A 13,413-nucleotide genomic window follows, 5' to 3' on the forward strand; every position below is an offset into this window, starting at 1 on the left:
CTACCTTTCAATTCCCTACTGTATTGGTTGTTTTTCTCCCTAATCACATAGTCCAGCTACACGTTATCTATGCGCTATAGAATTCATTTGGTTACTGCCGCACTGCAAATTAAAATCTATTGGATAGAGTTGTGTCGTTTAGATAAAACAAAACTGAGGCATTAAGTCACTTTTATTTTCATCCAATGTTATTAAATGATGTAATTATTTATTTACACATTGTGTACCATAGATTTGACAGATATAAATCAATCATTTAACCTGCCAATCTTATAACTATTTTTCAACATATTCAGAAATGAGGATCGCGTGAAGAATCGCACTGTTGGCAGTATTTTTATTGTCGCTGGAACGACAATTGGTGCGGGGATGCTGGCAATGCCATTGGCAGCAGCAGGTGTAGGGTTTGGAACTACATTTGCTATGTTAGTCGCCCTGTGGGCATTGATGAGTTATACAGCACTCCTGCTCGTGGAAGTTTATCAATATAATAAGTTTGATACTGGGCTGGGAACTATTGCGAAACACTATCTTGGATTCAGTGGACAGGTTTTGGCTGGTTTCAGTATGCTCTTTCTGATGTATGCCCTGACAACGGCCTATATTAGTGGTGCGGGAGAATTGCTAGCGACTAGCCTTTCTTCATGGTTAGATAAACCCATTTCTATTTCTGCTGGAATTATCACTTTTACCATTATTGCGGGCGGGGTTGTCTGTATCGGAACCCAATCCGTCGATTTGATTAATCGCCTGCTGTTTAGCGCCAAAATCGTTTTTTTGGTGATCGTACTCGGCGTTATGATGCCGCATGTTGATAAAATCAACTTGATATCCATGCCCATCGAGCAAGGGTTAGTATTATCGGCTATTCCGGTGATTTTTACTTCATTCGGGTTTCACGGTAGCGTGCCAAGTCTTGTTGCCTATATGGGAGGGGATACAAACAAGCTACGGAAGATCTTTGTCATCGGTAGTGCTATTCCACTGATCGCCTATATACTGTGGCAGGTGGTGACTCTCGGTGCCATTTCTTCCAATACCTTTATTGATATTCTTGCACAGCAGTCTGGCCTGCAGGGTTTATTACAAGCGGTCAGAGAAGTTGTCGCCTCACCAAAAGTAGAACTTGCCGTCCATCTGTTTGCTGATCTTGCGCTAGCAACTTCCTTCCTTGGTGTTTCTTTGGGTCTGTTTGATTATCTTGCTGACCTGCTAAAACGCCGCAACAATGCCAAAGGGCGTTTGCAGACGGGGTTAATGACTTTTGTTCCGCCATTGCTCTGCGCATTGTATTACCCTAATTTTGTTATGGCACTGACATTTGCGGCTGTTGCCCTTTCCATTCTGGCACTGATATTACCTTGTCTGCTAGTTTGGCGCAGTCGTGAAGAAAACAAGGGAGGATATCGTGTTAAAGGGGGGAAACCCGTCTTAGTCTTTATCTTCCTGTGTGGGATTGCGGTTATTGCCATTCAAGTTGGCATTGTCACAGGCATACTGCCAAAAGTGGGATAATTTCTACCTTGTTTAAGATTATCCGCGTCAATATTGACGCGGATAATCTTGAAGCATTCTATTCACTAGAAACTCAAACCTGCACCGACGTAAAAACCATCGGAGACTTTATTGTTACGGTGACCACTTTTTCCTTTTATATCAATGACACGGTAACCAGCATCGACAGTCAGTGGTTTGAACGGAGTATAACGCACTCCCCCTGTAGCCTCAGTATAAGAATCCACTCCTGACGTCAAGCTTGATGGCGCACCATAAGCCTCACCATACAAGGACAGGGATGGTATCACCGCCCAACTGAGACCGACACCTCCTGCCAATGCTGCACCATCTTTCCCCACTTTTGGAGACAGGTAAAGTGCCTTACCACCAACAGTTGCCGTGAATGGCCCGATAGGCAGACCGAAAGCGGCTCCCAAACTGCCGAGTTGACCATTATGATCACTGCGAGTCCAGTTGCCATTAAAAGATAGCCCCGCATTTTTATCACCCACCCCCACAGACGTACTGGTGTTGTGCTTTCCTACCTGTACGTTCATGGAGATAGCATTTGCCGCGCCAGCTACAAAAAGCAAACTGGCTGCGCTGATAGCAATAAAACCTTTCATACTCTTCTCTCTTCTTAATGGATGAATGCCAATACCACTACTTGAGACATTTTACTGAAATCCGCGTGATACCATAGCTGACGGAAGCAATGAAACATCTAGATTTATCAAGATATGTAAATACCGTGACTATTCATCATTTGCGCTATCCTTTTCCAATAGCCATTGCTTAACCTGCTGACGTGAAATTTTTATTCCACCATTTTGCAACTGTGGCGGCAATAAATAACAGGCGACAGGGCGCTGGAAAACCGCGAGTTTATCCGAAAGCCAATCAACAAGTGTTTTTGTAAGATTAGGATATTGTGTTTCAATCACGGCTACCGGACGATGGCCGAATTCAATATCAGGAACGGGAACAACAAAACTTTGTTCGATTTGGGGATGTTGGTTAATGATCCGCTCAATATCTTCTGGCTGAATACCTTCACCACCGCTGAAAAATTGGTTATCAAGACGCCCCAAAATACGTAATTCGCCCTGTTCAAATACACCTCGATCACGAGTCGAAAACCATCCATCTTTATCTGTCAGTGGTTTCAACTCCCCATCAAACCAATAACCACTGGCGATACTATCAGCACGGATCTGAATCTCTTCATCCACCAAACGAATGGATTTTCCAGGAAGCGAGTGGCCCACACCAGACAACCCATCTGCCCGTTTTACACAGACAGTCGATGCCATTTCTGTCAGGCCATAACCACACCAACAGCGAATGCCCAGCTGTTCAGCCCGTTGGGTCAGTGCTGTTGGTATCATTGCGCCCCCCAATAGCACTTCTTTTAACGTCAGTTGATATTCGTTTGGCTGCTCCAGCAAACGCCAAAATTGAGTAGGTACCAGTGATGCATGAGTGCAACCTGATAGCGCCCTACCCAGTGGGTATAAATCCCGCAGCACCAATTTTGCTCCTGTTTGCAACCAACGCCAAAGAATCCCCTGACCGGAAACATGAAACAGCGGTAACGAAAGCAACCAGCTATCATCTGGCTGAAAATCCATGCAGGAAAGAACACCTTGTGCACTGGCAAGATGAGCGCAGATAGAATGTACTGCGGCCTTGGGCAGTCCAGAAGAGCCGGAAGTCAAAATCATGCTGGCAGGACGATGAGGTTCCCACGGTACACATTTATCCAGTACCACTGGCAATTCTCGTTGCCAGTTAAGTTCTTTGGCTTGAATAGCAGGTGAAGGCAACTCTGTAAAATCCACCCAATAAGCCATATTAAGATGAGGCAGCAATTCCACCAGCAATCGATCAGGTAATTGAGGATTAAGAGGCAATATCCTTGCACCACATTGCAGGGCTGCAAGATAACACAGCAGGAATTCCGCACTGTTTTTGCCTCGGAGGATCACACCGCTGCCTTCAGAAAGCCCCTGTTGATGGAAACAAGCAGCAATGACATTGATTTTTTGCGCGAGTTGCTGCCAGTCTAATTGCTCATCGTATAGCTGAATAGCCTGTTTTTTAGGATGGATCGCAGCCCAATGCTGCCACGGCCACTGAGTCCATTTTGTTACAGGCATTTATGGCTCCACACCGTTGCCAGCTTATCCAGCGTGACACACGGAATATCACTGTCTGGCCAGCAACGGATGAGCTGTGACTGGATAAGATCCAGCGTATCCAGACCTGGGAGTGAACCTGGTGTCAGCCAATGAGCAAGACGAGCCAGTTGCGTCAAACCAAAGCTGGTTTCAATGCTGGAGCTAATCACCACTTCCAGCCCTAACTGATGCGCCTCCGCGATCAATTGACGACAACGGGCAATACTGCCTACCAATGTCGGTTTAATGATGATGGCGGAAACGCCCTCTTGTGCTTCCAGCGTGAAATCGGCTTCACGCACACTTTCATCCCACGCAATTGCGATACCAGTCTCACGGGCAAACGCCAAAGACTCTTCACGGGTTTTACAAGGTTCTTCGAGGAAAGCAATTCTCTGCCGATAATCTGGATTAACATATTTAGCGAAACCATCTGCTTTTGTGCGTGTCCAACTACGGTTAGCATCTAATCGCAACTGGAGGTCGGGAACGGCTTCCAACATAACATTCACAACCATGCCATCGCGTACGGCTTCATATAACCCGACTTTTACTTTCGCAACCTTCTGGCCAGTCATATTTCCCAGACGCAGAATCACATCATCAGGATCGCCCGTACATAATGGTGCTTTGCGATAATCGGCCTCTGCGGGTAATTCTCCCTGCAATTCAGCCAACGCACAACTGAGCCCAAAAGCAACGGAGGGAAGCTCACTTTCTTCTGATTGAGTGTTCAAGCACCGTTTATTCAAGCACCATTGTTGCAACCATTCCACGGTGGCGGTTTTAGCTTGTTCGAGAGTTTCATGGCTAAACTCTGGCAATGGAGAAATTTCTCCCCATCCATCCCGCCCATTTTCCTGCAAATGAACTAAAAACCCATCACGGGTTTTTAGACGTTGATAACGCAGAATAATACCTGCCTCCATTGGCAGGCTGAATTGATATAAGGCAGCTTTACGCATTACGGATTACGCTTGAATTTGCTGAAATCAGGGGGACGTTTTTCGTTGAACGCATTGCGCCCTTCCTGCCCTTCTTCTGTCATGTAGAACAACATAGTCGCATTCCCCGCCAGCTCCTGCAAACCAGCCTGACCATCGCAATCTGCATTCAGTGCCGCTTTCAGGCAGCGCAACGCCATGGGGCTGTTTTCCAACATTTCACGGCACCAGCGTACCGTTTCTTTCTCCAGTTCAGCATAAGGCACAACAGTATTAACCAGTCCCATATCCAGTGCTTCTTTGGCATTGTATTGACGACACAAGAACCAGATTTCGCGGGCTTTTTTCTGTCCTACGATCCGCGCCATATAAGATGCTCCCCAGCCACCATCAAAGGAACCGACTTTAGGGCCAGTTTGACCAAAAATGGCATTATCCGCCGCGATGGTCAGATCACACATCAAATGCAACACATGCCCACCACCAATGGCATACCCCGCGACCATAGCAACTACGGGTTTTGGACAAGTGCGAATTTGGCGCTGAAAATCCAATACATTCAGATGATGTACCCCGCCGTCATCTTTATAACCACCGTAATCGCCCCGGATTTTTTGATCTCCTCCGGCACAAAAAGCTTTTTCTCCCACTCCCGTCAGAATAATAGCGCCAATTTCATCATCATAACGGGCATCTGCCAGTGCTTGAATCATCTCTTTGACAGTCAGGGGACGGAACGCATTGCGTACCTGCGGACGATTAATCGTAATCTTGGCAATACCATCTGCGGATTTATGGTAGAGAATATCTTCAAGCCCTTGAGAACAATCTTGCCATTCAATGGAGGCATACAATTTTTCTTCGCTTGGGTAACGCATTACTGAGTTTCCTTAACCAAAAAGTGATAAAAAATGGTTCACTGCGGCAGAAAAAGCCGCAGGATTGCTATAATGAGCATTATGCCCAACCCGAGGGATGGTTTTTAACGGCAGTGTATACTGCCTTGCTATGTTCTGGAATTTACGATCATTTTCCCCACATAAGTAGGCAAAAGGTGTGGTTATTTGCTGCAAATCAGGCACCAACCAAGGTTGATGCCCTAAAGAGGTATTTTCCAGCATGTCGGCAATGCGGTTTCCCCTGTTTTGACTGCGGAGATGAATAAATTGTTCACGCTGCACCAGCGTTAAATCAGAAAATACCGGCTGCTGATACCAATCCGCTAAGACAGACACCAAAGGTTCTTGACGAAAACGCTGCGCCCAATGCCGATCATGCTGCAATCTCACATCACGCTCCTGCTGGGAAAATAGTCCGGGATTTCCCCCTTCCACCAGCAATCCCCGCAATCCGTCATGTTTACCGTGAGTCGCATGGTACATGGCAATGCGCCCTCCCAGTGAGTACCCCATCAGCCAATAATCGTCGATCTGATGCTCAGATAAAGTTGCACTCAACAACTCACTTATCTCAGCAAAACCTCCGGTCACGGTAAGATCAGCGGACTTACCGTGACCGGGTAAGTCAATCATCAATGAGGCGTATTGATCGCAAGCATTCACCAGTGGCAGCCAATCGTCACCTGTTCCCAATAGACCATGCAACCAAACCAGCCAGGCTCCCTGATTATGTGAATGAAGCGCCTGACAATTTAGTTTCACAACATAGCCACCTGTTTCAGTAACTCTTGCAAGCACGTCGCCCCTTCACTGCCAGCGACGTTTAATTCGATCAATGTTGTCTCCTTACGCTCCCACACTTGTTCGGCGTATTGTTTTAATTCTGACCAATTTTGTGGCGCAGCATAATGCAGGCCGAACATAGCGGCTGCATGGTCAAAATTGACATTTTGCGGCATACAATAGAAACGTTGACGTTCTTCCTGTGGTGTCGGTAACAATGAAAAAATCTGGCCGCCATTATTGTTGACCACAATCAACAACATGGGAGAAGAAAGATTGCGTAATAAGGCCAAGCTATTCAGATCATAGAGGGCTGAGATATCGCCGATAATCGCCAGAGTCGGTTTATTGGTTGCTCGTTGGACGCCTGATGCAGTCGCGATCAATCCATCAATGCCGCTGGCGCCTCGGTTGCTGTAAACCGGATAACCAGCAGGGAGCTGCCCCAAGGCATCAATCAAGCGCACAATTAAGCTATTGCCAACAAACAATTGCCCCTGCTCTGGCAACAGTTGATGCAGCTGATGTGCCACTGCCGCCTCACTGAATTTTCCCGCTAGTTTTGCTTCAACGCATTCGGATGTTTTTTTTGACCATATACCCAATTCATCTGCCCAAGATGATTGAGTATATGAAGCATGAGCAGAATAATGTGTAGCATGTGCGGGATGTTCCCGTAACCAATCAACGACCCAGCAAGTAAACTTACGCCCTCGGTGATTGGCGGGATCAAGCCTGCCAATAATTGGATCAACAATCCAGTATTGTTCTGGTTGGCATTTAGCTTGCCACTGCAACAGTCGTTTTCCTGTCAGACTGGCGCCAAATTGAATCACCAATTGCCCCTGTGCCAAAATCGCCTGAGTACGGGGATGATTCAGCCATAAATCAGCATTCGGCAACGGTTGCCCAGTCTGAGACAGTACATCACCAATCAATGGCCAGCCCATTTCTTTTGCCCACTGAGCTACGAGCTTACCCTCTTTGGCGCTCATTCTCCCAGCCAGTACAATTCCCTGTTTTTGCCGCCAGAGATCCCAATCCGCTACCTTAACGGTGGTATGAGTTTCAGGCTGACTCAGCCACGGTTCATTTCCTTGCCACCATTCCCCCAATGTTTGCTGCCAATCTTGATACGCCGTCACATGATTGCCATACAAGGGTTCAGCAAACGGACAATTAATATGCAGTGCGCCTTGTTTCAGGTTTGACATCCCATTATCGATAGAGGAAACCAGCCAGCTGGCAGGGATTTCCATGGTTGGTCGTGGCAGTGCAAGGGTTTGGGTGGGATGGGAGGCGAACATGCCTATCTGGCGAATAGCCTGATTCGCGCCACAATCGATTAATTCTGGTGGCCTATCAGCAGTGAGAAACACTAATCGTTCTCCTGTCAATCCAGCTTCAATCAAGGAAGGATACAAATTAGCGACCGCTGTTCCCGACGTCACAATCACCCCCACAGGTTCTTTGCCCGCTTTTGCCAACCCCAGGGCCAAATGTCCCAATCCACGCTCATCGAAATGGGTATGGCAGATCAGCTTATGATTTTTGGCGGCAGCCAATGTCAATGGCGCCGAACGGGAACCGGGAGCAATACAGACATGACGCAATCCATGTCGGGTCAATGCTTCCAATAAGAGTTCCGCCCAACGGCGGTTCAGTGCGCTGTTTGACATATGATGCCCAAGAACTTCTTTTCAAAAAATGATGCCAAAAATAAAAGGTATTATATAAGGCATTTGCTATGCCTAATGCCTGTAAAAACGATTTCCTTATCTTAGTTCAAGGAATTGCCATTTAATTGGCAATATCTTCTCTATAAATGGGAAGTATAAAGCCAATTGACAATAAAGCGGGGGGTTTTCCACATCAAAAAGTGAACTTACGTGATAGAAAAGGGAAAACCAGCCACAAGAATAGATTATGGCTGGTCATATAGTTGAAAGGACTTAGGGATAAACAATATTCAGTGTTGCGGTGGCACTGACTTTGCCAGCGGTAATGCGATTTTCTGTCTGGATATAACGCGCTTTGAAAGGGATAGAATAAATTCCATCCACGCTCGTGCCAAGCTTGACCGGCGAGTTAAATATGAGAGGCCGATCCTGATACAAAACCTGAAGACCAATTCCACCCGCGGAATTACTGTCTTGATCCAGCCCCAGTACATCGTCAACACGGCTTGGAGCAATTGAGTTCAATACTAATTCAATGGGAGCATCGGTATTACATGTCAAATCGATATCGAAATGACGTTCTCCCGCAGTGCTATTGATACCCGAAAACTGTGTGTTTCCTATCTTGCCCATTGGAACAAAAATATTCTTCTTACCCAGGGAACAACCGGGCGTAATAAAGCTTATTTTATTGAGGGAAAAAGAATATACTGCCGTTCCCCCCAAACGCGCAGTGATCACACCAGAAACGATAACACCAGAACCGGTTTTAGGCTTTGTTTTCACAAACTCGACCTTCGTCTCTCCCGCTTGAGCATTCATCCGTAATCCTATACCAGATATACCTGCATCATGAATATCATCACTTCTGCTTCCCCCTGTAAGGGGATAGCCCATGAATTCCCATTCCATCTTTTCCGAGCCATCACAAGAATAATTCTTGATACCTATAGTATTTACAGAATAAGTCCCAATAACTGCCCCAACATTCATTTCCCTGTGTACAAGAAACGAATCAGATGAGACAGATATTTTTTGCTCCGTAAACCCAGTCCCAAAATGACAGGATTCTGCGTGACTGTCATTACTGGTAAACACTCCAATCAACACACTGCTGGCCGCTAATAATAATCGGTATTTCTTATGGATAATAAACATATGAGCCTGATCCTAATCGCAATTCACATCCAAGGTGTATACGCCAGATTGAGGTCTTTTTTCCGGTAGGGTGTAATTAACCACACAGGTTTTGGTATCTAACGCCCCCCATTTGACCTGTAACCTGCCACTATCCGGCAGCGCCGTGAGATACACTTGACCTTCACTGCTGACAATCGCACCATGGGTTTCATCAAGCTCATCCGATTTATCCAATGTAACCTTGGCACCAAAAGGTACTGGCTTGCCACGGTAAACCAGATACATCAATACCCTATTTCCCATTCGTGTCTGAAAATCAGCCAGAACGAGAGCGCCTTTTGTTGGCACAACAGATTGCGTATTCACGTCAATATCGACATCATCAGAAAATGAATGGGGTTCCAGTGCCACTCGGTTTTTACGGTAACTGCTGACGTACGGCACAACCGCATAACCGTTCCAATCCGTGGCAACGGCTGTATTGTTGGCAACTTTGATACCTTTTGCGCCCTGCGCCCGAATCAAAACCGCATTTTCACCCAATTCTTGAGATAAAGTCAGTCCATATGGATGAAGGACAATGCCTCCATTCATGCCATAATTTAATTGCCTGCTATTACGTTGCCTGCTATGAGATTGATAGTTAGGAAATTGATAGTTATAACCTGCATTAATTCGGCCATAAGCTCCCTTATACTCTCCGCGGATATTTCCACTCCCACCTTCGCCTTTATTGGCATAGCCCTGCTGCAAACTGTAGGATAAGTTATTATCTTCAAGCGCCGTTCCATTCAGGGAGACTTGCTGTAAAATTTTGTCGTTTCTGTTGAGATTAACGCTATAATTCGCCCAGCTGTTTTTCAACCAGCGATCGAGGGGAACATGGATGCTGAATAAGAACATTTGTTCATTTTCATCAGAACTTGAGCGCAGGTTATAGGAATAATTCAGCCCATAGCTGATCCCTTGGTGGCTAATGTTATAAACCGCGTTGAATGAACGCTCATGACCGCTTTTCTTCCAGTAATCCTGCTGCAATACCGTAAAATAGACCTCACCAAAATCCCCCAACGTTTGATTAACTTGCAGTTGCAGTTTATTTTTCTGCTTAAAACGATCAAATAGCTGACTAGCATTGCCAATACGAGCATCCCTAACACGACTAGCTTCACTGAAATCATAAAACCCTTCCGTCGAATATCGATAATTCGCCAATGTTAAATGCGTTCCAGTCAGTGAAAAATCTTTCTCATATCGCAGACGATAAGCCTGTCCGGTGGATTTGTGGTTTGATGGTAATTCATTATTGGCATGAGTAGCATCAAGAGAAAATGATCCGAAACTTCCCAAGTCCACACCAGAACCTAACAAAACAGACTGATAATCACGGGATAAAATTGTGCCACCATAAGCAGTAAGCCTATTGTGAAAACCATAAGCCAACGTTCCCTGCGAAAAATAAGGTTTGCGGCTATGATTACCGACAGCACGATAACGCCCCATCACCAGTGCATATCTGAGATTACCTTCCCGTAACATCGTGGGTGTGGTAGCAAATGCCTGAGTAAATCTGCGTTCCTGACCATCAGCCTCTTTGATGATAATGTTCAAATCACCACTGGATGCCGTTGGATAGAGATCGCTAATTTCAAATGCGCCGGGTGCAACATAAGTCTGATAAATAACATAACCATTTTGTTTAACTGTCACTTGTGCATTACTTTGAGCAATGCCACGCACAATAGGCGCAAAACCTCTTTGGCTATCCGACAGCATATTCTCGTCAGACACAAGCTGGATCCCACGAAATCCAATGCCACCAAACAGCTCGCTAGGCGTGAAACTATCACCGAGTGTCAATTGTCCCTTAAGGAAGTGGATATCACGCTGCAAATACGTGCTGATACTTTTCCAACGTTGATTTTGATTATCAGAATAACTGGAGTCATGGCGCAAACGCCAGGCATGCCAGTTCACTCCTGATCTTAAATGCAAATAATTATGCTGTGTTGAATTGTGGTTATCCTGCCAATTAGTGGCTCCATTATAACTGTAATTAATCAGCAATGCTGTTAACCCCTGATCCCACAATTTAGGCGAAACATAATCTCTAGAGCGATAATTCAAAGCTGCCTGAGGAATACTGATATTCAATCGTTGTCGATTAAAATCAAAATCTGTACTTGCAGATGGAATATATTTGCCAATATCTGTGATCACAGTTTCTGGGGCTAAATTGGCTAAAGCGGGAAATGAATCAATTTTCACACCCATATCTTGCCATTTTTTAACTGTGATTTCTGGCTGTAACTTTTCGTCCTTTAAAATAAACTCAATATTTTCCTCACTCACCTCCTTTGTATTTAAATAAATATTCACCCAGTAAGTAGCTGGTGGTTGAAAACCGTCTTGAAAAATAGAAAGATCAATATCATCAGGCAAGCTCCCATCAATTTTCAGTGCATGAATATTAAATTTATTTTCTGCATGTGCAGTTAAATGAGAAAATAAATTTCCTGCCATAATGAATATGGAAATTAAAAATCTATAATTCCTGCCACGATATAATCGTTTGGCAAGATTATGCTTGATATGCTTTGACATATTTAATTTTCTAACAATATGATGAATTGGCCTTGTTGGCTGCAACATGAAATCTATCGGGCATAGGTATAGATTCTAAGAGCCTATCTCAGTAGGATCTAAGCTAAAGATCCGCAAATTCTGCCTGTGTCACGCCACCATAATCATTGATCACTTTCCAGCTCACTTTTCGGGCATTATTTAGCGGCAAAGGCCAACTTACTTGACCAAAAGGCTTAATCATACCTGCGCGTTTAATATCATGATTATCAACATTAAGAGATGAAAAAGAGATAAAATAAGGTGTAGGATTTTCTGCTAACAACAAACCGTTTTCTTGTTTGAATTTTATTTCCTTATAAGCAATCTCCGCCTTTTCTTTCAGTTGAACAGGACGATAAAACAACTTTAAGCGTGAATTCACGACAATTTGCAACTGATTTAGAGTTGTATCTGAATTCAACGTTTGAGGAATTGACTTGACATTAATCCAAAATATAGATTCTTTATCCATTGGCAATTGATTTCCGATTTTAACAATACGTAAAATATTTTCATTGTTTGCCGGTAATTTAAATAAAGGTGGTGTTACAACAAAGGGCGTTTTTGTTTTATCATTTTCATCCTGAATCCAGCTTTGTATTAGATAAACAGCCTCTTTCTCTGGATTATTAATAGAAATAGAAACTTCTTTTTTGTTGCTTAAATAAACAATTCGAGTTCCACCAATAATCACGCCCGCAGCGGCAATATTACAACTAAAAAAATATAAAAAAATAACAAACAATATACGGTAACACGACACGGTCATTTCTCCGCCCACTCAGGATTGGTTATATTCAATTGAATAACCCAAGCATCCTTGCTAGGTTTTATCCCCTTCATTTTTCAAGTTGCAGCTTTATTGGTTACACTGCAACTTGAAATCTGGTAGATATATAATATTCAGAATATCGAACTATTAATTATAAACTACGGTAAAATTAGTCACCGCATTAGCAGATCCAGGACCTACTTTTTCCTTCGTAGCAACATACTTGGCAATAAAACTTAATTCTTGGTCAGCGCCTTTATGAAGCAGATTATGCTCAGAAGCTCCCGCTACAGAAACGCGAGTATGAGTATCCGCTTCATAAATACCAATGGCGACACCCGTTGCAGCATTATCTACTTTAGTCAAAGACAAAAGATCTCTGTTATCGCTATCACTAGGGCCATCAAACTTAATAGTGACATTCTTTTCTTTCATATCTGCCGGGCAATCAACCAATTTAATCTGGAATCTTGTTGGTGCAGCAGTATCATTTACTTTTTTAAATGAATCTGCACTAACGACGCCCATATTAACGGTTTGATCAGCAGAGTCGCCATGAACCTTACAAGCATTCTGTATTACTTCTCCTTCGAATCTAATTGTCCCATCCGCCGCATTTGCACTTGTAGCAAATAAAGAAGACACAAAAAGAGAAGAAATAAGCAGCTTAGATTTCATTAAATTAAACCCCATTAGTCAATATACAAAAACATTCCTACGACTGATTACAGACGATATGGAAATAAGTTCACTTACTTGATAGACAGTTTCAACGCAACACATCACGCATCTACAACAATTGCCTTTTCATCCAAATAAAACAGGCTTACGTCCCCCTACGTGGCCTTTTGTGGGGTTCGTTCGCACATTTAGGATAAGACTAGATCATAATAG

Annotated in this window: 11 protein-coding genes; 1 reads left to right on the forward strand and 10 read right to left on the reverse strand. The window is 44.1% G+C overall.

The features are described 5' to 3' along the window. The first annotated feature begins 309 nt into the window (after positions 1-309). Positions 310-1,515 (forward strand): tyrosine transporter TyrP, encoded by a 1,206-nt coding sequence (tyrP, locus tag H8A87_RS01240; protein ID WP_198688210.1) that lies wholly within the window; start codon positions 310-312, stop codon positions 1,513-1,515. Between the two features lie 65 nt (positions 1,516-1,580). On the opposite strand, the gene H8A87_RS01245 is transcribed toward tyrP, so the two are convergent. The 10 genes from H8A87_RS01245 to H8A87_RS01290 form a co-directional block, all read right to left on the reverse strand. After that, complete coding sequence (locus tag H8A87_RS01245) at positions 1,581-2,123, reverse strand: YfaZ family outer membrane protein (RefSeq protein ID WP_198688211.1); 543 nt, start codon at positions 2,121-2,123, stop codon at positions 1,581-1,583. A 129-nt stretch (positions 2,124-2,252) separates the two neighbouring features. Next, complete coding sequence (gene menE / locus H8A87_RS01250) at positions 2,253-3,656, reverse strand: o-succinylbenzoate--CoA ligase (RefSeq protein ID WP_198688212.1); 1,404 nt, start codon at positions 3,654-3,656, stop codon at positions 2,253-2,255. Further along, positions 3,647-4,642 carry an o-succinylbenzoate synthase gene (gene menC / locus H8A87_RS01255; protein WP_198688213.1) on the reverse strand — a complete coding sequence of 332 codons (996 nt, stop codon included), beginning with the start codon at positions 4,640-4,642 and terminating at the stop codon, positions 3,647-3,649. The genes menE and menC overlap by 10 nt, the downstream gene beginning before the upstream one ends. Beyond that, the gene (menB, locus tag H8A87_RS01260) at positions 4,642-5,499 is read right to left on the reverse strand and encodes a 1,4-dihydroxy-2-naphthoyl-CoA synthase (protein ID WP_198688214.1); all 858 of its coding nucleotides are present in this window, start codon (positions 5,497-5,499) and stop codon (positions 4,642-4,644) included. The genes menC and menB overlap by 1 nt, the downstream gene beginning before the upstream one ends. A 12-nt stretch (positions 5,500-5,511) precedes the next feature. After that, positions 5,512-6,282 (reverse strand): 2-succinyl-6-hydroxy-2,4-cyclohexadiene-1-carboxylate synthase, encoded by a 771-nt coding sequence (gene menH, locus H8A87_RS01265; RefSeq protein ID WP_332460313.1) that lies wholly within the window; start codon positions 6,280-6,282, stop codon positions 5,512-5,514. Next, positions 6,279-7,982, reverse strand: coding sequence for a 2-succinyl-5-enolpyruvyl-6-hydroxy-3-cyclohexene-1-carboxylic-acid synthase (gene menD, locus H8A87_RS01270; RefSeq protein WP_198688216.1), 1,704 nt, complete (start codon positions 7,980-7,982; stop codon positions 6,279-6,281). The genes menH and menD overlap by 4 nt, the downstream gene beginning before the upstream one ends. A 273-nt stretch (positions 7,983-8,255) precedes the next feature. Further along, the gene (locus H8A87_RS01275; protein ID WP_198688217.1) at positions 8,256-9,140 is read right to left on the reverse strand and encodes a fimbrial protein; all 885 of its coding nucleotides are present in this window, start codon (positions 9,138-9,140) and stop codon (positions 8,256-8,258) included. A 12-nt stretch (positions 9,141-9,152) separates the two neighbouring features. Next, positions 9,153-11,774: a fimbria/pilus outer membrane usher protein gene (locus H8A87_RS01280; protein ID WP_332460314.1), complete on the reverse strand. Its 2,622-nt coding sequence runs from the start codon at positions 11,772-11,774 to the stop codon at positions 9,153-9,155. A gap of 55 nt (positions 11,775-11,829) precedes the next feature. Next, positions 11,830-12,510, reverse strand: a complete 681-nt coding sequence (locus tag H8A87_RS01285; protein WP_332460315.1) for a fimbrial biogenesis chaperone — start codon at positions 12,508-12,510, stop codon at positions 11,830-11,832. A 156-nt stretch (positions 12,511-12,666) separates the two neighbouring features. Then, the gene (locus tag H8A87_RS01290; protein ID WP_198688220.1) at positions 12,667-13,197 is read right to left on the reverse strand and encodes a fimbrial protein; all 531 of its coding nucleotides are present in this window, start codon (positions 13,195-13,197) and stop codon (positions 12,667-12,669) included. Positions 13,198-13,413 lie beyond the last annotated feature (216 nt).

This window comes from Xenorhabdus lircayensis (genome assembly GCF_016306625.1).
GTDB classification, from domain to species: domain Bacteria; phylum Pseudomonadota; class Gammaproteobacteria; order Enterobacterales; family Enterobacteriaceae; genus Xenorhabdus; species Xenorhabdus lircayensis.